This is a genomic window from Delftia sp. DLF01, assembly GCF_014852125.1.
In the GTDB taxonomy this organism is placed as follows: Bacteria; Pseudomonadota; Gammaproteobacteria; order Burkholderiales; family Burkholderiaceae_C; genus Comamonas; species Comamonas acidovorans.
In genome coordinates, this window is record NZ_JACVAZ010000003.1 from 1,116,992 (window position 1) to 1,139,378 (window position 22,387).

General features: G+C 68.5%; 18 protein-coding genes. 12 read left to right on the top strand and 6 right to left on the bottom strand.

Features of this window, described 5'->3' with window-relative positions:
- Positions 1 to 648: 648 nt before the first annotated feature.
- From proV to proX, 3 genes are all read left to right on the top strand, one after another.
- Positions 649 to 1,971 carry a glycine betaine/L-proline ABC transporter ATP-binding protein ProV gene (gene proV / locus IB269_RS20360; protein ID WP_141834109.1) on the top strand — a complete coding sequence of 441 codons (1,323 nt, stop codon included), beginning with the start codon at positions 649 to 651 and terminating at the stop codon, positions 1,969 to 1,971.
- Entirely contained in the window at positions 1,968 to 3,158 is a 1,191-nt protein-coding gene (gene proW, locus IB269_RS20365; protein WP_192368108.1) for a glycine betaine/L-proline ABC transporter permease ProW, read from the top strand. The genes proV and proW overlap by 4 nt, the downstream gene beginning before the upstream one ends.
- Before the next feature lie 110 nt (positions 3,159 to 3,268).
- Positions 3,269 to 4,315: a glycine betaine/L-proline ABC transporter substrate-binding protein ProX gene (gene proX, locus IB269_RS20370; protein WP_012204550.1), complete on the top strand. Its 1,047-nt coding sequence runs from the start codon at positions 3,269 to 3,271 to the stop codon at positions 4,313 to 4,315.
- A gap of 58 nt (positions 4,316 to 4,373) precedes the next feature.
- Here proX and IB269_RS20375 read toward each other — a convergent pair whose 3' ends face one another.
- The 3 genes from IB269_RS20375 to ptsP are packed head-to-tail and all read right to left on the bottom strand — an operon-like array spanning position 4,374 to position 9,630.
- Positions 4,374 to 6,101 (bottom strand): PTS fructose transporter subunit IIC, encoded by a 1,728-nt coding sequence (locus IB269_RS20375; RefSeq protein ID WP_192368109.1) that lies wholly within the window; start codon positions 6,099 to 6,101, stop codon positions 4,374 to 4,376.
- Between the two features lie 23 nt (positions 6,102 to 6,124).
- Entirely contained in the window at positions 6,125 to 7,090 is a 966-nt protein-coding gene (locus tag IB269_RS20380) for a 1-phosphofructokinase family hexose kinase (RefSeq protein WP_192368110.1), read from the bottom strand.
- Positions 7,087 to 9,630, bottom strand: coding sequence for a phosphoenolpyruvate--protein phosphotransferase (gene ptsP / locus IB269_RS20385; RefSeq protein ID WP_225614207.1), 2,544 nt, complete (start codon positions 9,628 to 9,630; stop codon positions 7,087 to 7,089). Before ptsP ends, IB269_RS20380 begins: the two co-directional genes overlap by 4 nt.
- 135 nt (positions 9,631 to 9,765) lie before the next feature.
- On the opposite strand from ptsP, the gene IB269_RS20390 reads away from it, so the two are divergent.
- Positions 9,766 to 10,752, top strand: a complete 987-nt coding sequence (locus IB269_RS20390; protein ID WP_071954943.1) for a LacI family DNA-binding transcriptional regulator — start codon at positions 9,766 to 9,768, stop codon at positions 10,750 to 10,752.
- Positions 10,753 to 10,773: 21 nt separating this feature from the next.
- Here the strand turns inward: IB269_RS20390 and IB269_RS20395 are convergent, their stop codons facing one another.
- Positions 10,774 to 12,399, bottom strand: coding sequence for a SulP family inorganic anion transporter (locus tag IB269_RS20395; RefSeq protein ID WP_192368111.1), 1,626 nt, complete (start codon positions 12,397 to 12,399; stop codon positions 10,774 to 10,776).
- Complete coding sequence (locus IB269_RS20400) at positions 12,399 to 13,037, bottom strand: ParB-like protein (RefSeq protein ID WP_065347984.1); 639 nt, start codon at positions 13,035 to 13,037, stop codon at positions 12,399 to 12,401. Before IB269_RS20400 ends, IB269_RS20395 begins: the two co-directional genes overlap by 1 nt.
- 139 nt (positions 13,038 to 13,176) lie before the next feature.
- On the opposite strand from IB269_RS20400, the gene IB269_RS20405 reads away from it, so the two are divergent.
- From IB269_RS20405 to IB269_RS20420, 4 genes are all read left to right on the top strand, one after another.
- A complete protein-coding gene (locus IB269_RS20405; RefSeq protein WP_063326645.1) occupies positions 13,177 to 13,863 on the top strand; it encodes a DUF3334 family protein in 687 nt (228 codons plus the stop codon).
- A 150-nt stretch (positions 13,864 to 14,013) separates the two neighbouring features.
- A complete protein-coding gene (locus tag IB269_RS20410; RefSeq protein WP_192368112.1) occupies positions 14,014 to 14,523 on the top strand; it encodes a MarR family winged helix-turn-helix transcriptional regulator in 510 nt (169 codons plus the stop codon).
- 1 nt (position 14,524) lies between these two features.
- The gene (locus tag IB269_RS20415) at positions 14,525 to 15,751 is read left to right on the top strand and encodes a multidrug effflux MFS transporter (protein ID WP_192368113.1); all 1,227 of its coding nucleotides are present in this window, start codon (positions 14,525 to 14,527) and stop codon (positions 15,749 to 15,751) included.
- 147 nt (positions 15,752 to 15,898) lie between these two features.
- Positions 15,899 to 16,798 (top strand): alpha/beta hydrolase, encoded by a 900-nt coding sequence (locus tag IB269_RS20420; RefSeq protein WP_192368114.1) that lies wholly within the window; start codon positions 15,899 to 15,901, stop codon positions 16,796 to 16,798.
- Positions 16,799 to 16,862: 64 nt separating this feature from the next.
- Here the strand turns inward: IB269_RS20420 and fumC are convergent, their stop codons facing one another.
- Positions 16,863 to 18,254 (bottom strand): class II fumarate hydratase, encoded by a 1,392-nt coding sequence (gene fumC / locus IB269_RS20425; protein WP_192368115.1) that lies wholly within the window; start codon positions 18,252 to 18,254, stop codon positions 16,863 to 16,865.
- 313 nt (positions 18,255 to 18,567) lie between these two features.
- Here fumC and IB269_RS20430 point away from each other — a divergent pair, with 313 nt between their 5' ends.
- From IB269_RS20430 to murI, 4 genes are all read left to right on the top strand, one after another.
- On the top strand, positions 18,568 to 20,121 hold the full coding sequence (locus tag IB269_RS20430; protein ID WP_034391754.1) for a fumarate hydratase: 1,554 nt from the start codon (positions 18,568 to 18,570) through the stop codon (positions 20,119 to 20,121).
- 100 nt (positions 20,122 to 20,221) lie between these two features.
- Positions 20,222 to 20,854: a class I SAM-dependent methyltransferase gene (locus tag IB269_RS20435; protein WP_013803261.1), complete on the top strand. Its 633-nt coding sequence runs from the start codon at positions 20,222 to 20,224 to the stop codon at positions 20,852 to 20,854.
- Positions 20,851 to 21,438, top strand: coding sequence for a GNAT family N-acetyltransferase (locus tag IB269_RS20440; RefSeq protein ID WP_192368116.1), 588 nt, complete (start codon positions 20,851 to 20,853; stop codon positions 21,436 to 21,438). The genes IB269_RS20435 and IB269_RS20440 overlap by 4 nt, the downstream gene beginning before the upstream one ends.
- A gap of 58 nt (positions 21,439 to 21,496) precedes the next feature.
- Complete coding sequence (gene murI / locus IB269_RS20445) at positions 21,497 to 22,387, top strand: glutamate racemase (protein ID WP_192368117.1); 891 nt, start codon at positions 21,497 to 21,499, stop codon at positions 22,385 to 22,387.

The window sequence follows — 22,387 nt, forward strand, 5'->3', positions numbered from 1 at the left end:
GCCCGGCCGGCCAGCGCGCCGGGCACGCTTTTTGCCGCAGATCGGGCCTGAAGCTTTCCTCAAGCTGACGCTTGACCGATTTTATTCATCAATGACAGCATATGCCTTGTGAATAATGGCTCATCCGCTCTCATTAAGTGAGCAAATCCCGGCTGGATTGCAGTCCTCAAGGGCGTGAAACAGGCCAAAACAGGCCTTCTTCGGCTCATGCGTTTTGACGCAGTAAAACCTGTTTTATATAATTTCGGCTTCTTTACAACCTGCCAAGCAGGTCATCGGCACCGTCTTCACGGCCTGCCGATACACCCCGGCGGATCGTTGTGCTCCCGGCACAGCCCCGTCAACCGGGCCGAAACTCGGTCCTGATGTTGTGGGGCATCGCGCTGGCTGATCTTCAGCCACGATGCCCGACTGAGACACCGCGCGCCTCGCCGCCGGCTGCTCTCGACTTCTGGCTCTTGCGCACCGCTTCGCGTGCCATCCGAGCCGCCTCGGGTGCTTTCGCACCTGTTTGAATCCCAGCAACGGGGGACGGCAGTCCCCTGCAGCGAACGGCATCAGGGCTTCATTTTTGGCTTGCGCGCCAGCGTCTTCGCCTGTCGAGGACGCTGGACTGTGTTCCATCTCACCCAAAAGGAGAACGCCACAGTGGCCAAGCAGATCATCATCGATCATGTGTTCAAGGTGTTCGGGGACGACCCCAAGACCGCACTCGACCTCGTCCAACAGGGCCTGAGCAAACAGGAGATCCTGGAGCGCACGGGCCAGTCCATCGGCGTGTTCGACGCCAATTTCACCATCGAGGCCGGCGAGATCTTCGTCGTCATGGGCCTGTCGGGCTCGGGCAAGTCCACCCTGGTGCGCATGCTCAACCGCCTCATCGAGCCCACGGCCGGGCGCATCGTGGTCGATGGCCAGGACATCAATGCCCTGAGCGAGCGCGATCTGCGCGCGCTGCGCCGCAAGGACATTTCCATGGTGTTCCAGTCCTTTGCGCTGATGCCGCACATGACGGTGCTGGACAACACGGCCTTCGGCCTGGAGCTGGCCGGCGCCGACAAGGCCGAGCGCCAGACACAGGCCCAGGCCGCGCTGGAGCAGGTGGGCCTGGGCGCCTGGGGCGCCAGCTACCCCGACGAGCTGTCGGGCGGCATGCAGCAGCGCGTGGGCCTGGCCCGGGCGCTGGCGTCCGATCCGTCCATCCTGCTGATGGACGAGGCCTTCTCGGCCCTGGACCCCATCATCCGCACGGAGATGCAGTCCGAGCTGCTGCGCCTGCAGCAGATCCAGCGCCGCACCATCGTCTTCATCTCGCATGACCTGGACGAGGCCATGCGCATCGGCGACCGCATCGCCATCATGAAGGACGGCCAGGTGATCCAGGTCGGCACGCCCGACGAGATCCTGCGCAGCCCTGCCGACGACTATGTGCGCAGCTTCGTGCGTGGCGTGGACGCGGCCTCGGTCTTCAAGGCCGGCGACATCGCGCGCCAGGCGCTGACCGTGGTGTCCGAGCACAGCGACCGCGGCTGCCGCGCAGCCCAGCGCCTGCTGGAGGATTCGGACCGCGACTACGCCTATGTGGTCAACGCGCGCCGGCGCTTCCTGGGCGTGGTGTCCTCGCAGTCGCTGCGCGACGCACTGCATGGCCGCCCCGGCATGCTGGGCCTGAGCCACGCCTTCCTGCCCAACGTCGAGCCGCTGTCCGCAGGCACGCCGGTGGCCGAGCTGTTCGGCCCCGTGGCCGCCGCGCCCTGCGCGCTGCCGGTGACCAGCGACGACGGCCAGTTCATGGGCGTAGTCAGCCGCACCACCATGCTGCGCTTCCTGGACCGCGACACGCCGCCCGTGCCACCGCCGCAGGAGATCGTGCCGCCGGTCACGCTCAACCCGCATTTCCCGGCCTCCAACGCCCCCACCGTCGCGCCGACCGTGGAGCCGATCGAACAACGACAAGGAGATGCCGCATGAGCGATGCAACCAACAGCCTGAACCCGAACACCGCCGCTGCCGCCACCGATCCCTGGGCCGATGCGAGCGCAGCCCCTGCTTCCACCGATTCCGCAGCCTCTGCAAGCGCCGATCCCTGGGCAACCGCCGCCACGTCGGCACCCGATGCCTCGGCCGATCCCTGGGGCGCTGCCAGCGGCGGTGATGCCGCAGGCGGTGACTGGCTGGGCGCCTCGGCCGGCTCGGGCGTTCCCGACGACGCCCATGCCAGCCTCTGGCACCAATTGACCACCGACGGCCTGCCCGTGCAGGGCTGGATCAACAGCGGCCTGGAATGGGTGGTCCACCATTTCCGCCCCTTCTTCCAGGCCGTGCGCACGCCCATCGACGGCACTCTGTCGGGCATCACCGATGCCATGCTGGCCCTGCCCTGGCCGCTGCTGGTCTTGGTCCTGACCCTGGTGGCCTGGCAGTTCGCGGGCCGCGCCATGGCCATTGGCGCAGCCGTCTCGCTGGTGGTGGTCGCCATGCTGGGCATCTGGCCCGAGGCCATGGTGACGCTGTCCCTGGTGCTGACTTCGCTGGTGTTCTGCATGGTCATCGGCCTGCCCGCGGGGATTTTGCTGGCCTCCAGCGACCGTGCGCAGCGCTGGACACGCCCGCTGCTCGACGCCATGCAGACCACGCCGGCCTTCGTCTACCTGGTGCCCGTGGTGATGCTGTTCGGCATCGGCAACGTGCCCGGCGTGATCGTGACCATCATCTTCGCGCTGCCGCCGCTGATCCGACTGACCAACCTGGGCATCCGCCAGGTGCGCCCCGACCTGATCGAGGCCAGCCGCGCCTATGGCGCATCGCCCTGGCAGTTGCTGTGGAAGGTGCAGCTGCCGCTGGCCATGCCATCCATCATGGCCGGCGTGAACCAGGCGCTGATGCTGTCGCTGTCCATGGTGGTGATCGCCTCCATGATCGCCGTGGGCGGCCTGGGCCAGATGGTGCTGCGCGGCATCGGCCGCCTGGACATGGGCCTGGCCACCGTGGGCGGACTGGGCATCGTGCTGCTGGCCATCGTGCTGGACCGCATCACCCAGGCCATGGGGCAGACGACCCGTGGCGGTGCGCGCTGGTGGCACAGCGGCCCCGCCGGCTGCATCGCCCGCCTGCTGGGCGCCGGCAACAAGCCGGTCCATCGCGGCAGCACCAGCTGAATGCCTTCACTGCGGCGCGGATGGGCCCACTGCCGCGCCGCCTTCCCGAAAAGCGGCCAGCCACGCTGGCCGCCCACTCCCCTTTCATCACACAACGGAGGAACCCGAGGATGAACCAAGCCCTGAACCACAATCGACTGCCAACTGCCGCTGCCAGCCACTGGCTGCGCACCGCCACGATGGCTGCCGGCATCGCACTGGCCTGCGCAGGCGCATCGGCCGCCAGCGACCAGCCCGGCAAGGGCGTGAAGGTGTCGCCGCTCAAGAGCTCCATCGCCGAAGAAAGCTTCCAGACCCTCATCGTCATGAAGGCCCTGGAGAAGCTGGGCTACGACGTGCAGCCCTTCCAGGAAGTCGAGTACCCCACGGCCCACGTGGCGATTGCCAATGGCGATGCCACTTTCTTGGCCACGCACTGGAACCCGCTGCACGCCGACTACTACAAGAACGCGGGCGGCGACGCCAAGCTGTTCCGCAAGGGGGTTTACTCGGACAACGCCGCCCAGGGCTATCTGATCGACAAGAAGACGGCCGACGAATACAAGATCACCAATATCGGCCAGTTGAAGGACCCCAAGATCGCCAAGCTGTTCGACTCGGACGGCGACGGCAAGGCCGACCTCACCGGCTGCACGCCGGGCTGGGGCTGCGAGGCCGTGATCGAGCACCACCTGACGGCCTACAAGCTGCGTGACACCGTGACCCACAAGCAGGGCACGTACTCGGCGCTGATCGCCGACACCATCTCGCGCTACAAGGCCGGCAAGCCCATCCTCTACTACACCTGGACGCCCTACTGGGTGAGCAACGTGCTCAAGCCCGGCAAGGACGTGGTGTGGCTGGAGGTGCCCTTCTCCTCGCTGCCCGGCGAGCAGGCCAAGTTCGATACCAAGCTGCCCAACGGCAAGAACTACGGCTTCGTGGTGAACAAGCAGCAGATCGTGGCCAACAAGGCCTTCACCGACAAGCACCCCGACGCCGGCAAGCTGTTCGAGCTGATGCAGCTGCCCGTGGGCGACATCAGCGCGCAGAACCACATGATGAGCCAGGGCCAGAACAAGCCCTCGGACATCAACCGCCATGTGGACGGCTGGATCAAGGCCCACCAGAAGACCTTCGACGGCTGGCTGGAACAGGCCCGCGCCGCAGCCCGCTGAACGCTGCGGGGGGAGCCGCGCCAGGCGCTCCCCCGGCTTCCTGCTTCAAAGGCCCGCTTCAAAGGCTCGCTTCGGCGGGCCTTTTGAACATGCGCAGGGCGATGGCCGTGACCACCACGCCCACCACCAGCGCCACCGCATACATGGCCACATGGGTCACGGCGTTGGGAATGGGGGCGACGAAGATGCCGCCATGCGGCACCTTCAGCTCCACACCCGCCAGCATGGACACGGCGCCGGCCACGGCCGAGCCCAGCACCAGGGCCGGAATCGTGCGCAGCGGATCGCGCGCCGCGTAGGGAATGGCCCCCTCGGTGACAAAGGCCAGGCCCAGCACGCCGGCCGAGGCGGCGCTGCCGCGCTCCTCGCGCGTGAAGCGGTCGGCAAACAGGCGCGTGGCCAGGGCCAGCCCCAGCGGCGGCGTCATGCCGGCGATCATGGCCGCAGCCATCGGCGTGTAGACCTGGCTCGCGATCATTCCCGTGGAAAACGCATAGGCGGCCTTGTTCACCGGCCCGCCCATGTCAAAGGCCATCATCGCGCCCAGCAACAGGCCCAGCAGCAAGGCGCTGGCACCCTGCATGCCGCGCAGCCAGGCGCTCAGCCACTGCAGCAGCTCGGCCACGGGCGCACCGACCAGATAGAACATCAGCAGCCCCGTGAACAGGCTGCCCAGCACAGGCAGGATCAGCATGGGCAGCAGGCCCTTGAGCGCCTGCGGCAGCCGGATGTGCGCCGCCATGAAGGCCACGCCGTAGCCTGCGATGAAGCCGGCCGCGATGCCGCCGATGAAGCCCGCCCCCATGCTGGACGCGATCATGCCGCCGATCATGCCCGGCGCAATGCCGGGCCGGTCGGCAATGGAATAGGCGATATAGCCGGCCAGCGCCGGCACCATCAGCGCAAAGCCGCCCTTGGCGCCGATCTGGAACAGCGTCCAGCCCAGCGTGCCCTGGTGGGCATCGTCATGGACATAGATGCCGCCCAGCGCAAAGGCCATGGCGATCAGAATGCCGCCCGCCGTGACGAAGGGCAGCATGAAGGACACGCCGGTCATCAGGTGGCGATAGGCACCGCCCTGGGTCCGGGCCGGCGTGGGCGCGGCGCCGCCTGCAGCAGCGCCTACGGCGGCACCATGCACGGTGGCTTCGGCCAGCGCCCGGGTGATCAGCCCCGAGCCGTCGCGTATGGCCGGCTTGGTGCCGCTGCGCAGCAGCGGCTTGCCCGCGAAGCGCGAAAGATCGACCTCGCGATCAGCGGCGATGATGACCAGGTCGGCCTCGGCAATCTCCTGCGGCGTCAGCGCATCGAGCGCGCCCACCGAGCCTTGCGTCTCCACGCGCATGGCGTGGCCCAGCGCCGCCGCGCCGCGCTGCAGCCCCTCTGCCGCCATGAAGGTGTGGGCGATGCCCGTGGGGCAGGAGGTGACGGCCACGATCCGCTTGCCCGTGCGCTGTACTGCGGGACTGGCGGCAGCGCAGCGTGCAAGCACGCCGGCCGGATCGTCGAGCGCCTCGCGCAGGCTGCAGCGCTCGACGGCGGCCTGCACGAAGCGGGAGGCATCGGCGGCGGTATCTGCATCGTCATCGGTGCCGGCATCCCGCACGATCAGCAATTGCCCGGCCTGCGCGGCGGCATCGGCCGCATGCAGCCCGATCACACCGCCGCTGGCGCGCACTTCCACGGCCAAGGGCCGCTGTCCGGCCGCATGGCGCAGGGCCTCGGCGGCCAGCAGCGCTTCGGCGTCGTGCCCGGCGGCTGCGATCACCACAAAAAGAGGGTTCATGAGAGCTCCTGAAGAATGGGGGATCACGGCCACTGGCATGGCTCCAGCAGCACGCTGGCGGCCAGGGCCTGGACGCGGTTGGCATCGACTTCGCGCGCGGGCGCGGCCTGCAGCCAGGCCAGCGCGCTGGCCGTGGACAGGCGTGCGGTGTCCGCCAGATCCAGTCCGCGCAGCCGCGCGGCCACCATGCCCGCGACCATGGCATCGCCCGCGCCCACGGAGCTGCCGCGCGCGCGCTGCGGCGGCCGCGCAATCACCGCGCCTTGCGCGCTGGCAAACAGCGCGCCCTCCTCGCCCATGGACACCACGGCCAGTCCCAGTCCCCTGTCCAGCAGGCTGCGCGCGGCGGCCAGCAGCGCATCGCGGCCGTCCAGGCGCAGGCCGGTGGCGGCCTGCAACTCCTCCCGGTTGGGCTTGATGGCCCAAGGCATGGCCGCATGGGGGGCCGTCGCCAGGGCGGCGGCCAGGGGGGCCTCGCTGGTGTCCAGCAGCACATAGGCACCGGCGGCCACGGCCTGGGCCTGGAGCCGGGCCCAGCTGTCCGCAGGCAGGCCGGCCGGCAGGCTGCCCGACAGCACCACGGCCAGGCCGGGCCGCAGATACCGGGCCAGCGCGGCCATGACGGCGTCCAGATGCGCTTCGGCCAACACCAGGCCCGGCAGGTTGATGTCCGTGGTCTGGCGTCCGCCATCGGCCACCAGCTTGATGTTGGTGCGCGTCTGGCCCGGCACGCGCAGGCAGGCGTCGGCAATGCCGCGCTGGGCGAACAAGGCCTCGAACATGCCGGCGTTGTCACTGCCCAGCACGCCCAGCGCGGCCGTGGAAACGCCCAGGCCCGCCAAGGCGGCGGCAACATTGATGCCCTTGCCGCCCGGCGCCTGCACGCTGCCCAGCGCGCGCTGCACCTGGCCGGGCAGCAGCGCATCCAGGGTCACAAGCTGGTCTATGGCCGGGTTCAGGGTCACGGTAATGGCTTGCGGGGCGTTCATGCCGTCACCTCCTTGGCCAGGTCCCGCACCTGCGCGGCATCCTCGCAGCCGAGCGCCCTGTCTGCGAGCGCCTGCAACTGCCGCAGGCTGGCCGCGCGCAGGCCGGCCTTGACACCGGCGATGTCGTTGGGAGTCATGGACAGCTCGCCCACCCCCAGCCCGGCCAGCAGCAGCGCACCGAACGGGTCGCCGGCCAGTCCGCCACAGACGCCCACGGGACGCGCGCGGGTGGCAGCACCCTGCACGGTGGCGCGCACCATCCGCAGTACGGCCGGATGCAGGCTGTCCGCCTCGGCCGCCAGCTGCGGGTTCTGGCGGTCCATGGCCAGCACGTACTGGGTCAGGTCGTTGGTGCCGATGGAGAAGAAATCGGCATGGCGGGCCAGTGCGTCGGCCTGCACGGCAGCGGCGGGCACCTCGATCATGATGCCCAGCGGCAGGACTGGCGCGTCCAAGTCGGCGCGCAGCCGTTCGCAGGCCGCACGCAGCGCCAGCAGCTCCTGCACGCTGGTGACCATGGGAAACATCACGGACAGCCTTGCGCCATCGCGGGCCGCCCGGTACAGGGCGCGCATCTGGGGCTCCAGCAGGTCGGGGCGGCGCAGCAGCAGCCGCGCGCCGCGCACGCCCAGGAAGGGGTTGTCCTCGCGGGGCAGCTCCAGGTGGGCGACCTGCTTGTCGCCGCCGATGTCCAGCGCGCGGACGATCAGCGGCCGGCCCTCCAGCGCCTGCGCCATGGCGCGGTAGGTTTCGTACTGCTCGTCCTCGCCGGGCGTGCTGCCGCGCTCCAGGAACAGGAATTCCGTGCGCATCAGGCCCACGCCCTCGGCGCCCTGGGACAGGGCCAACGGCACCTGCTCGGGCAGGTTGACGTTGGCGCAGACTTCGATGCGCACGCCATCGGTGGTGATGGCAGGCAGGCTGCGCTGCGCGGACACGCGTTCCTGCAACGCCCGCTGCTCGGCCATGTGGGCACGCGCCGAAGCCAGGTCCTGCTCCGAGGGATCAAGGTAGATGCGGCCATTGGCGCCATCGACGATGGCCAGGGCCCCATCGGCCATGCCCAGCACGCCGCCGCCCGCCGCCACGGCGGCCGGCAGCCCCAGCGTGCGCGCGAGTATGGCCGTGTGCGAGGTGGGACTGCCCTGCGCCGTGACCAGCGCGCACACGCGCGCCGTGTCCAGCCGGGCGGTTTCCGAGGGCGAAAGATCGGCCGCGACCAGGATGCAGCCGCCTTCCGGCAGGCCCTCCGGTCCCGCCGCTGCCAGCGAGGGCTGCAGTTGCACCAGCACACGCCGGCCCACGTCGCGCAGATCTGCGGCACGCGCGGCCAGCGCGGGGTTGTCCAGCGCCTGGAGACGGGCAGCCCCCTCCTCCACGGCCTGGTCCCAGGCCCAGGCCACGCCGTGGCCCTGGACCATGAACTGGCAGGCGCGCGTGATGAGTCCGGTGTCGCCCAGCCACTCGGCCTGCGCGCTGAAGATGGCCGCATCGCCTTCGCCCAGGCGGCGGCGAGTGTCGTCATGCAGGGCGCGCAGCTGGCCCTGTGTCTCGGCCAGCGCCGCATGCAGCCGCGCGCCGCCCACGCTGAGTGGCTCGGGCAGGTCGGGGATCTCGGCGGCCTCCACACGCCACTGGTGGATGCGGGCCACGGCCAGCCCCGGGCTGGCGCCCAGGCCCACAAAGGCAGGCCGCGCCAGCGGCGGCAGCCAGCCCGTGGCGGGCGATTCGGCCGCCTTGCGCGCAGCGGCGTCGGCATCGGCACGTTCCTGGGCCACCAGGGCCTGGGCCACAGCGCACAGGCGCTGGACCGCGGCACTGGCGTCGGGGCCCTCTGCCGAGACGGTGACCTTGTCGCCTTCGCGCAGTCCCAGCTGCAGCAGGCTGGCCATCTGCCGCGCATCGGCCACCTCGCCGCCATGGCGCACCTGGATGCGCGAGGCAAAGCCGCGCGCCGCCTCCGCCCAGCGCGTGGCAGGCCGCGCATGCAGGCCGTTGGGATAGGCAATGGTCCATTCGCACGCCTCGGCCAGGTCCACTGCCGCCGGGCGGGCGGCAGGTGGCGCCGGGTCCGCTTGCCCCTGGAGTACATCAATGACCTGCTGCGCATCGCCCGTGGTGAACAGCGCCTGCAGCCGCGGTGTCTGCAGCAGGCCGGCCAGGCGGCGCAGCAAGGTGATGTGGGCATCGGAGCGTGCCGCCACCGCCACGACCAGATGCACGTTCTGGCCTGCATTCCAATCCAGGCCCTCGCGCACCTGGAGCACGGCCACCGCGTCGCGCAGCACCAGGGCCCGGTCTTCGGCGCGGCCGTGGGGAATGGCCACGCCGTGGCCCAGAAAGGTTTCGGCCTGGGCCTCGCGCGCCTGCATGCCGGTGGCATAGCCAGGGGCCACGCAGCCACGGTCCTGGAGCAGCCGGGCCGCCTGGGCAATGGCGTCGGCCTTGTCGCGCACCCTGGCGTCCAGGCGCACGGCGATCTGCAGGCCCGCAGGAGCGGTGGGTGCAACCGCCGGGAGGGATGAATGGGCATTGATCATGGCGCGGATTGTGGGAACGTTCCCAACCATCAGTCAATCTGCACTGCAACATAACCTGGCCACAATCCGGCCATACCTCGGCATTTCTTTGGAGTTATCCTCTGCGGCACACCACAACCAACGGGAACGATTGCATTGAGCATCAGCATCAACGATGTGGCCCGTGCGGCCGGGGTTTCCAAATCGACGGTATCGCGCGCGCTGGCGGGCGGCTCGGTCAGCGAGGAGGTCCGGGCGCGGGTCGCCGCCGCCGTGCAGGCCACGGGATACCGGCCCAATCTGATGGCGCGCCGGCTGCGCGCGCGCGACGCAGGGCCCATGGGCGTGCTGGTGGCCGACATACGCAACCCGTTTTTCACGGCCCTGATCCGCGCGGTCGAGGCCGAGGCCTATCGCCAGGGCCGGCGCGTGCTGTTGTGCAACACCGACGAAGACCCGCAGCGCGAAGCCATGTACCTGCAGCTCATGCAGGAAGAGCGCATCGCGGGGCTGATCTTTGCGCCCACCCAGGCCAGCCTGCACAAGCTCGAGCGCATGCAGCTGGAGTTCCCCGTCGTCCTGGTGGACCGGGCGGGCGCCCCGGCCTTCCATGACAGCGTGGTGCTGGACAACGCACAGGCCTGCGCCACCCTGGTCAGGCATCTGGTGGACCAGGGCCGCCGCCGCATTGCAGGCGTCTTCGGCAGCACCAGCAGCACGGCGCGCGAGCGCTGCGACGGCTATCTGGCCGCCATGCGCGATGCGGGCCTGGCGCCCGACTTGCGCCAGTTGCCTCCGACCAGCGATGCCGCCGAGGCCGAGGTCGCGCAATGGCTGCGCCAGCCGCAGCGGCCCGATGCCTTCGTGGCCAGCAACAGCCTGCTGCTGGAAGGCTGCCTGCGCGCGATACGCGCCGCAGGCCTGCGCATCCCCGGCGATGTGGCACTCGCCGGTTTCGACAACGAGCGCTGGACAGAACTGGTGGCCCCCGCCATCACCGTGATCGAGCAGCCGGTGGAGGCCATGGGCCGCGCCGCATTCGGCCTGCTCATGGAGCGGCTGCACACGCCCGACCTGCCGCTGCGCAAGGTGATCATGCAGGGGCGCTGCATCGTGCGCGAGTCCACCCAGGCGGCGGGCTGAGGTGCTGCGCCGGGGCGGGGATCACGCAGGGATCTGCAACTGGCGCACGGCGTCGTCCACGCTCCAGCCCGCATAGCTGGCGTGCGGCAAGGCCGGATTGCCCACGCGCGCCAGCAGGTCGCGCACGGGGTCCTTGACGCGGGCCAGGGCCAGCGGCACGCCCAGTTGCCGCAACTGGGCCGCGAAGTCGCACAGCGCCTCGACACTGGTGGCATCCAGATCGGCCGAATCTTCCAGGCTCAGCACCACGCCGCGGGGCGAAGGCAGGGATTGCAGCCGCTCCCGGATGGCCGCAAACACGGGGTCGGCATTGCCGAAGAACAGCGGCGCCTCGGGCCGCGCGATCAGCAGGCCGGCCGGCACCACCGCGTCGGGATGGCGTGCGGCATCGACAAAGTCATGCGTGTCCCCCAGCCTGCCCAGCCAGCTCACATGCGAGCGGGACAGCGTTTGCAGCAGCATGAGCAGGCTGGCCGCGATGGCCAGCAGCAACCCGTCGAGCACGCCCAGCGCCAGCACGGCAAAGAAGGCCAGCACCACGATCAGCCGGTCTCGCCGCCAGGCGAAGTAAGGGCGCAGCGCGGCAGGGTTCAGCGTGTGGCCCACCGCATGGATGACGATGGCGGCCAGCAGCGGCTCGGGCGTGCGCTCTATCCAGGGCAGCAGCAGCCAGACGGCCAGGCCCACCACGGCGCAGGCCACCAGGCCCGCAGAGCGGCTTTGCGCGCCCGCCACCTCGTTGGCCGATGTGGCCGAGTAGCCCGCGCCCACGGGCATGCCATGAAACACACTCGACAGCAGGTTGGCCGCACCCAGCGCCATCAGGTCGCGGTTGGCATCGACGCGGTCGCCGTGGCGCAGCGCAAAGGTACGGATGGAGCCATAGGACTCGGCATAGAGGATGAGCGCCATCGCAAAGGCCAGCTCGCCCAGGCGCAGCCATTCGGTGCGCGACAGCGAGGGAATGCCGGTGTTGGAGAAATCCAGCCGTATCGGCCCCACGGCCGCAATGCCCCAGCGCGCGCACCAGCCGCTCGCATCCAGCGCAATGCCAGCCGCTATCACCAGCAAGGCCGCAGGCAGGCCACGCCAGCGGGCCAGCGCACGCATCAGCAGCAACGCCGCAACGGCCATCACCAGACCCGCTCCATTCCAGTGCCGCCAGCCGGCCAGCAGCTCCCAGACAAAGCGCGGCAGATCGCCATGCACAGGCTGGAAGGCGACGGCATGCGGGATCTGCTTGACCACGATGGTCAGCGCCAGCCCCAGCGCAAAACCGCGCAGCACGGGCTTGGCAATGAAATTGGAGACCGCGCCCAGCCGCGCCAGCCCCGCCACCACGAAGAACAGGCCCGTCAGCAGCACGATGCCCACGCCCAGCAGCATGCGCTGCTGCGGCGAGGTGCCGGCCATGGACGCCGTGGCCGCCAGCAGCACGGCGGCAGAGGAGGATGTGGCCGAGACGATGGCGAAGCGGCTGGTCCCCAGCAGGCCATAGGCCAGCAGCCCGGCGAACAGCGCAATCACCCCGGCCTGCGGCGGCAGGCCGGCGATGCCGGAATAGGCCACGGCCTCGGGCAGCAGCAGGCCGGCGATGGACAGGCCGGCGCCCCGATCGGCCAAGGCAGGCAGGCCAGGCGCACGCATCAGGATTGCGGGGCAACGACGCCGGACCAGCCCGGCAGGTAGCGCGCCTCGGCGCCGTGCGCCAGGCCCAGGGCCTCATGCAGGGCCTGATCGGGCAAGGCGACATCGCTCTTGCCACTGCGCAGGTCCTTGGGTGCAAAGCGCGTGCGGAAAAAATCGGCCCAGAGGAATTCGACGAAAGGCGCCGTGTCCTTGGCATAGCCACCGGCCTTGCGCACGGCGCCGGCCAGGCTGCGGTAGGGGTCGTCGCGCAGACGGTCCAGCTGCTCGGGCATCTTGGCCCAGTCGCATCGGCGGCCGCGCTCGTCATACGGATGGGCCCATTGGTGGAACTCCATCAGGCGCCAGAACATCAGCGGATCGGCCTCGCTGAAATCGGCCAGCTGCATGACCCAGACCTGCTCCACGGACTCCTGCGTCAGCGCCAGCCCCAGGTGGTGGTGGTCAACGATGTAGTGCAGGCCACGCGGCCCCAGCACGGCCGGAAACCAGTGTGAGGCCAGAAGGCCTTCGCGCTCCTTGCGCCTGAGGCGGCTCCACTGGGCGCGCTTGGTCTGCACTTCGGCCGCGCCTATGGTCATCTGCGTGGGACGCAGTGCGTCCAGCGGAACCCGGGTCAGATGCTGCTGTGCTCTCATCGTCCAACCTCCGTTGCATCAAAGGTGCGGACCCGGCGGGCTGCCCGGTCCGACATCCAGAATACGCCTTCGGAGTTACAAATGGTCGCAACAACGGACTTGCACCCATAATCGCTCACAATTTTGTCCCGTTGACCTCATGAACCAGCCCCAACATCCCATCGTCCATGGCACGGAAGACGTGCTGATCAGCCTCTGCAACTCCGTCTCGCGCGTGCTCCAGGTGGCCACGCAGTGCCAGATCCAGTATTCGGGCATGGTGCAACGCATCACCAAGACCAGCCTCAAGCCCGACATCGGCTGCTTTGTCCTGGTGGACGGCGGCTTCTCGGGCCTGGTGATCATCAACTTCTCGGCCGCCGCCGCCATGGAGCTGTACCGCAGCTACATGCTGAGCATGGGCATGGGCGAGGACGACCTGGCCACCTCCTATACCTCGGACGATGTCAGCAACGTCATGGGCGAGCTGATGAACCAGGTGGTGGGCGACTTCACCAGCAAGGTCCAGCGCGAGCTTCAGACCTACATCACCCAGAGCCAGCCCAAGATGATCCGCCTGAACAAGCAGGTCAACCTCAGCGTGGACGCCAACCTCGACTCCCCCGAGGCGCGCCGCGTGACCTTCTACACGGGCAACAACAACATCTTCTATCTCGAACTGGCCATGGACCGCACCGAGTTCATCAAGGTCGTGGACTTCGAGCCCCAGGAGCGCCCCGACCCCGATGCGCTCATGGCCCAGACCGCCGCCAGCACCCCGGCCGCAGCGCCCGCGCCGGCCGCCAGCACCGACACCGACGAACTGCTCAAGTCGCTGGGCATGTAACTGCCGGTACACGGCTCCGGCATACAGCCCCGCATACGGCCCCGGCACCGCGGGCAAGACCCTGATGCATGCGGATGTATCAGGGCGGCCCCGCAAACGACATCGTTGATATGCAGATAATTGGGATGCCAACTATTTGAATATCACCCGATGTCGTCCCCTTCCGCCCCCTTCCCGCCCACGCAGGCCGACCCCGCCGCCGTGCAAAGGCATTTCATGTTCACGCTGGGGCAGGTGAACAAACAGTGGCGCCGCACGCTGGACCGGCTGCTGGCACCCATGGGACTGACCCAGGCACTGTGGATGCCGCTGATGCACCTGGCGCGCTCGCCCGAGGCCATGCGCCAGAAGGATCTGGCCCACTCCCTGGCGCTGGACAGCTCCTCCGTCGTGCGCCTGGTGGACGGCCTGGCCGCCCAGGGCTGGATAGAGCGCGTGGACGACAGCGACCGCCGCGTCAGAAAAATCCAGCTCACGCCAGCCGGCCATGCCCAGGTAGAAGCCGTGCAGGGTCTGCTGCAGCAGGCGCGCGCCCAGGTGCTGGGCGCCGTGCCGCCCGAGGAACTGGGCGCGGCCTATGCCACGCTGCAGCGCCTGCTGGAGGCCATGGCCGCCGAGCCCGCCTGCGACACGGACCTGCCCGACGAGCAGGCTGCCTGAGATGACGGCCGAGCACTCTTCGCTGCCACCCGCCCAGGACCATGCAGCGGCCAGCCGCAAGGCGCCGCTGTGGCTGCTGGTGATCGTGACCATCGTCGGCACGCTGGCCATGCACATGTTCCTGCCCGCCCTGCCCGATGCGGCACGGCAGCTCCAGGCCGGCGCCAGCCAGATGCAGCTGACCATCACGGTCTACATCCTGGGCCTGGGCGTAGGCCAGCTGATCTATGGCCCGCTGTCGGACAGCCTGGGGCGCCGCCCCATGCTGCTGGCCGGGCTCATCCTCTATGCGCTGGCCAGCCTGGCGGCCTTTCTTGCCCCGTCCGCCCCCTGGCTGATCGGCGCGCGGCTGCTCCAGGCGCTGGGCGGCTGCGCGGGCTTGGCCCTGGGCCGCGCCATTGCGCGCGATTCAAGCACGCCCGAGAACGCCGTGGGCAGCCTGGCGCTGCTCAACCTGATGATGATGATCGGCCCCGGCATCGCGCCGGCCATCGGCTCGGCCATCGACGACGCCCTGGGCTGGCGCGCCATCTTCGGCACGCTGGCCGTGGTCGGCGGCGTGACGGCCTTCGCCATCTGGAAGCTGCTGCCCGAAACCGGCCAGCCCACGGGCCGCCTGCACCTGGGCACCATCCGCGACGACTACCGCAGCCTGCTGCGCTCTCCTGCCTTCGTGGGCTTTGCCGTGGGCGGCGGCTGCGCCACCACGTCCATCTATGCCTTCCTGGCGGCCGCGCCCTTCGTCTTCATCGAGCAGCTGCATTCCACCAAGCATGAGGTGGCCATCTACCTGGGCCTGCTCATGGGCGGCATGGCTGTGGGCAATGCGCTGGCCCGCCAGCTGATACGCCACTGGCCCCTGGAGCGGCTGATGCTCAACGGCAATCTGCTGAGCCTGGCCAGCGCGGCCATGCTGCTGTTGCTGGCCCTGTTCAACCAGCTCACGCCGGCCATCGTGGTGGGGCTCATGGTGCTGTTCGCGCTGGGCTCGGGCCTGACCAGTCCTGCGGCGCTGGCCAGCGCGCTGAGCGTGCATCCGCGCCTCACGGGCTCGGCCGCCGGTGTCTACGGCAGCACCCAGATGGCCGTGGGCGGCCTGTGCACGCTGGGCGCCAGCCTGGGCAGCAACCCGGCGCTGTCGGCGGCGCTGGCCCTGGTGGTGGCCTGCGTGCTGGGGCAACTGGGCTTTCGCAGCGCGCTGCGCCACGCGCAGCGTGCGCCCGGCTGAGGACCGCCCCGGCTGAGGGCCGCCCCGGCTGAGGGCCACAGTCCCCCAGGCGACGGTCCGGCCACACGCGGGCGCGAGGCGCACAGGCCCTCGATTACATTGGCGCAGCCGTGGCCAGCTGCCACGGCCCACAGGAGACAAAAAACCATGTGCCAACTTTCCTTTTCCATCGTCCTGCGCCAGGCCGCCACCGGCACGCTGGCAGCCGCCGCGCTGCTGGCCGGCACAGCCGCCCAGGCCGGCTCCATCGAGGCCGCCGAGTTCAAGAGCGCCACGCTGCAGCGCAGCTGGACCTACAACGTCTACCTGCCCACGGGCTACGACGCCCAGTCCAGGCTGCGCTATCCCGTCATGTACCTGCTGCACGGCAATGACGGCCAGCGCAATGACTGGCCCGTCAAGGGCAATCTGCTGCGCACGGTGGACCAGCTGATCCAGAACGGGGAGATCCCGCCCGCCATCATCGTCATGCCCGACGCGGGAACAACCTGGTACGTGGACCTCAAGGAGCCCATGGAGACGGCCTTCTTCCAGGACCTCGTCCCCCATGTCGAGAAGAAGTACCGCACCCTCACCAGCCGCGATGGCCGCGTGATCGGCGGCCTGTCCATGGGCGGCTATGGCGCGCTGCGCTACGTGCTCAAGTACCCCGAGAAATTCCAGGCCGCCGCCCTGCTGAGCCCCGCCATCTACAACCCCGAGCCGCCCGCCGATTCCTCGGCACGCTCGGTCAAGGTCTTTGCCGAACCCAATACCGGCGGCCAGTACAGCACCACGGTCTGGAAGAGCTACAACTACCCTGTGCTGTGGGACAGCTTTCTCGCCCGCAAGATCAGCGTGCCCATGTACATCAACTCGGGCGACGACGATGAATTCATGATCGAGTCCGACGCCGCCCAGCTCTACGCCCAGCTGCGCAGGAACAAGCAGCCTGCCGAGCTGCGCATCGTCAACGGCAAGCATGAATGGCCGGTCTGGGAAAGCACCATCGGCGACGCGCTCAAGTACGTGTTCCGCGCCGTGCGCCGCCCGCAGGCGGACAACTGAGCCAGGCCATGAAGCAAAAAAAGGGGAGCCGATCGGCTCCCCTTTTTGATTGCATCAGCAGGTCTTACAGATTGCCGACCATCTTGGCAGGGATCACCCAGGCGTCGAACTGTTCGCCGGTCAGGTGGCCGGAAGCCACGGCGGCTTCACGCAGGCTGGAGCCTTCCTTGTGCGCCTTCTTGGCGATGTAGGCCGCCTTGTCGTAGCCGATGTGCGGGTTCAGCGCCGTCACCAGCATCAGCGAGCGCTGCACCAGCTCGGTGATGCGCTCGCGGTTGGGCTCGATGCCCACGGCGCAGTGGTCGTTGAAGCTCTTCATGCCATCGGCCAGCAGGCGCACGCTCTGCAGGAAGTTGTGCGAGACCATGGGGCGGAACACGTTCAGCTCGAAGTTGCCCGAAGCGCCGCCGAAGTTGATGGCCACGTCGTTGCCGAAGACCTGGGCCGCCAGCATGGTCACGGCTTCGCTCTGCGTGGGATTGACTTTCCCGGGCATGATGGACGAGCCGGGCTCGTTCTCGGGGATGGAGATCTCGCCCAGGCCGCTGCGCGGGCCGGAGGCCAGCCAGCGCACGTCGTTGGCGATCTTCATCATGCTGGCGGCCAGCGTCTTGAGCGCGCCGTGGGCGTGGACCAGGCCGTCGCACGAGGCCAGGGCCTCGAACTTGCTGGGCGCCGTCACGAACGGGTAGCCGGTGAGCCGGGACAGCTCGGCGGCCACGCCCTCGGCATAGCCCTTGGGCGCATTCAGGCCCGTGCCCACGGCCGTGCCGCCCAGCGCCAGCTCGTACAGGTGCGGCAGCGCGGCGCGCACATGCTTTTCGCCATGGGCCAGCTGGGCCACCCAGCCCGAGATTTCCTGGCCCAGCGTCAGCGGCGTGGCGTCCTGCAGATGGGTGCGGCCGATCTTGACGATGTCGGCATAGGCCTCGCTCTTGGCCTGCAGCGTGTTGCGCAGCAGGGCAATGGCGGGCAGCAGCTTTTGCTCGATGGCCGTGACGGCAGCCACGTGCATGGCGGTCGGGAACACGTCGTTGCTCGACTGGCTCTTGTTCACGTCGTCATTGGGGTGGACCAGGCGCGACTCGCCGCGCTCGCCGCCGAGGATTTCGCTGGCGCGGTTGGCCAGCACCTCGTTGACGTTCATGTTGGTCTGCGTGCCCGAGCCGGTCTGCCAGACCACCAGCGGGAACTCGTCCGGGTGCTTGCCGGCGATCACCTCGTCGGCGGCGGCCAGGATGGCCTGGGTCTTCTTCTCGTCGAGCAGGCCCAGCTTGTGGTTGACGGTGGCCGAGGCCTTCTTGACCTGGGCCAGCGCGTGGATGATCTCGCGCGGCTGCTGCTCTCCGCTGATGTCGAAGTTCTGCAGCGAACGCTGCGTCTGCGCACCCCAGAGCTTGTCTGCGGGGACGGCTATGGGTCCGAAAGTGTCTTTTTCCTGGCGGGTCGCGGTCATTGGTATGGACTCCTTGGTGAAAACAACGCGGCGCAGTTGGCTGGAGGCAGGTCGGCGGGCCGCGCAGGACGTGGCTCGGGGATATCTGGCTGGCAGGGCCGCAATGGCAAAAACCCGCTCATGGTAACTCCGTAAATGGGAACCTCTCGCATCCGTCCCCCACCGAGGTGTCGCCGAGGCGGGCTTGTCCAGGCAAACCCCTCGACTCTTGTACAAGACTGCGCCCATTGCGTGCACTTTTCCCCCTGCAGCGCCGATAATCGCCCCCGGGATTCCCCTCCCCTGTTCCCCCGATCAAAAAGACACCCCACCGATGACCACCACGATCCGCCAGCAGGACCTGATCGATTCGATCGCAGGCGCCCTGCAGTACATCAGCTACTACCACCCCGCCGACTACATCGCCCACCTGGCCCGCGCCTACGAACGCGAGCAGAGCCCGGCGGCCAAGGACGCGATGGCCCAGATCCTGACCAACTCCAAGATGTCGGCCACCGGCCACCGCCCGATCTGCCAGGACACCGGCATCGTCAACGTGTTCCTGAAGGTGGGCATGGACGTGCGCTGGGAAGGCTTCACGGGCGGCCTGGAAGACGCCATCAACGAAGGCGTACGCCGCGGCTACAACCACCCCGAGAACACGCTGCGTGCCTCGGTCGTGGCCGATCCGCTGTTCGCGCGCAAGAACACCAAGGACAACACGCCTGCCGTCATCAACGTGCAGATCGTGCCCGGCGACAAGCTGGACGTGACCGTGGCCGCCAAGGGCGGCGGCTCGGAGAACAAGTCCAAGATGATCATGATGAACCCCAGCGACAACCTGGTGGACTGGGTTCTCAAGACCGTTCCGACCATGGGCGCGGGCTGGTGCCCGCCGGGCATGCTGGGCATCGGCATCGGCGGCACCGCCGAGAAGGCCGTGCTGCTGGCCAAGGAAAGCCTGATGGAAGACCTGGACATGTACGAGCTGCAGGCCAAGGCTGCGCGCGGCGAGAAGCTCGACCAGGTCGAGGAACTGCGCCTGGAGCTGTACGAGAAGGTCAACGCCCTGGGCATCGGCGCGCAAGGCCTGGGCGGCCTGGCCACCGTGCTGGACATCAAGATCAAGATGTACCCCACGCACGCGGCCTCCAAGCCCGTGGCCATGATTCCCAACTGCGCGGCCACGCGCCATGCGCACTTCGTGATGGACGGCTCCGGCGCGGTCTACATGGACGCGCCCTCGCTGGACCTGTGGCCCAAGATCGACTGGGAGCCCGACTACAACAAGTCGCGCCGCGTGGACCTCAACGCACTGACCAAGGAAGAAGTGGCCAGCTGGAAGCCAGGCGACACCCTGCTGCTCAACGGCAAGATGCTCACGGGCCGCGATGCCGCCCACAAGCGCATCCAGGACATGCTGGCCAAGGGCGAGAAGCTGCCCGTGGACTTCACCAACCGCGTGATCTACTACGTCGGCCCCGTGGACCCGGTCAAGGACGAAGCCGTGGGCCCCGCAGGCCCCACAACGGCCACCCGCATGGACAAGTTCACCGACATGATGCTGGAGCAGACCGGCCTGATCGCCATGATCGGCAAGGCCGAGCGCGGCCCGGTGGCCATCGAGTCCATCAAGAACCACAAGTCGGCCTACCTGATGGCCGTGGGCGGCGCCGCCTACCTGGTGTCCAAGGCCATCAAGAACGCCAAGGTCGTGGGCTTCGAGGACCTGGGCATGGAAGCCATCTACGAATTCGACGTGGTGGACATGCCCGTGACCGTGGCCGTGGATGCCGGCGGCACCAGCGCCCACATCACCGGCCCTGCCGAATGGCAAAAGCGCATCGCATCCGGCGAGTTCAAGACCATTGAGATCGCCTCGGCCTGAGGCCGGCACCAAGCGCAAAGGGACCGCCTTCGGGCGGTCTTTTCATTGGTGCGGGCATTTGTGACAGACTGCCCGCTGCCTGCAACACTGCCCATTCAACATGACCATCGCGCTCGTCCTCATCGCCCTGCTGGCCGTGACCAGCCTGGCCTGGCGCCTGTCCTCCCGCCGCCATGTCCTGCCCTGCCCGTCCTGGCTGCGCTGGATGGTCGAGCTTGACAATCCCTTCGCGGCCAGCAACAAGGCAGCCTTCATCGTCGGGCAACTGCAGATCCAGCCGGGCATGAAGGTGCTGGACGCGGGCTGCGGCCCGGGCCGCGTCACCCTGCCATTGGCGCGTGCCGTTGGCGCGCAGGGACAGGTGCTGGCCGTGGACCTGCAGCCGGCCATGCTTGAACAGGTGGCTGCCAAGGCGCGCGCCCAGGGGCTGGAGAATGTGCGCACCCAGGCGGCTGCGCTGGGCCAGGGGCAGCTTGAAGCGCAGCAGCACGACCGCGCCGTGATGGCCGCCGTACTGGGAGAGATCCCGGACCGTCAGGCCGCGCTGGCCGATATCTTCCAGAGCCTGTGCCCCGGCGGCCTGCTGGCCGTGGCCGAACTGGTCTTCGACCCGCATTTCCAGCGCCGCACCAGCGTGGAAAAGCTGGCAGGCGAGGCAGGCTTCATCCCCCACTCCTTTCACGGCCATGCAGCCGCGTATCTGCTGGTACTGCAGCGCCCTCTCCAACCATGACCACCACACATCCCCCTGTAGCGACCCTGCGGACACCGCGCCTGATACTGCGCCAGTGGCAGGCCGGCGACCGACAGACCTTTGCCGCGCTGAATGCCGACCCACAGGTCATGGAGCACTTTCCGGCACTGCTCAGCCGTGAACAAAGCGATGCCATGGCAGACAGGATCCAGGCACTGATCGAGGAACGCGGCTGGGGCTTCTGGGCGGCAGAGCACCTTGCCAGCGGCGAGTTCATGGGCTTCATCGGGCTGCATACTCCCGCCGCGTCTTTGCCGTTCTCGCCCTGCGTGGAAATCGGCTGGCGGCTCGCCCGGCCTTTCTGGGGCCAGGGCCTGGCCAGCGAAGGCGCACGGGCGGCGCTGGAGCACGGCTTCGGCGCGTTGCATCTGGAGTCCATCGTCTCGTTCACCGCGCTGTCCAACCTGCGTTCGCAGGCCGTGATGCAGCGCCTGGGCATGGAACGCGACGCCCATGACTTCGACCATCCGGAGGTGCCGGCAGGCCATGCGCTGCGCAGGCATTGCCTGTACCGCCTGACACATGCCCAATGGCTGCAGCAGCAAGCCATGGCCGCAGCATGAACGCGCCCGAGCGGGCATACTGGGCGCCGCCTCCAAAAGCCTTTATCCGCATCTCCACATGACCTCCCCGGCCTCTCCCATCGGCGTCTTCGACAGCGGCATCGGCGGCCTCAGCGTGCTGCAGGCGCTGCGCCATGAACTGCCGCATGAGCGCTTCGTCTACCTAGCCGACAGCGGCAATGCACCCTATGGCGATGCGCGTGGCGATGCCTTCGTTCAGCAGCGCACGCGCACCATTGCGCGCCATCTGCGCGAGCAGCACCAGATCAAGGTGCTGGTGATCGCCTGCAACACGGCCACGGCAGCGGCCGTGGACATGCTGCGCGCCGAAATGCCCGAACTGCCCCTGATCGGCGTGGAGCCCGCCATCAAGCCCGCTTCGCTGTCGAGCCAGACCGGCCACGTGGGCGTGATGGCCACACGCGGCACGGTGAGCAGCGCACGCTTTGCACGCCTGGTGACCGACCATGGCCAGCGCGTGCAATTCCATGTCCAGCCCTGCGACGGACTGGCCAAGGCCATCGAGGAAAGCACGGAGCAACCCGTTCCCGCCGACCCCATGGCCACCGAGGTCGCGCAACTGTGCGCCAGGTATGTGAATGCCCTGGGCAGCTTCGGACAGAAGACGGGTGAGATGGATTCCCTGGTGCTGGGCTGCACCCACTACATATTCGCCCGCGAGCAGTTGCGCACGCTGCTGGGGCCGGACATCCAGTTCATCGACACAGGTGCCCCGGTAGCCCGCCAGACGCGGCGCGTGCTGGATCGCCTGGGCACCCTGGCCAGCGAATCAGGACCCTTGCCCGCGGCAGAGGGCCAGGTCCAGTTGATGACCACGGGATCGCTGCAGGCCCTGCAGTCCGCCGCATCGCGCTGGCTGGAGCTGCCCGCGCAATGCTGCTCGTCCGTTCAGGTCGGCGAATCCAGCGCTGTCCCCACGGCCGCTTGA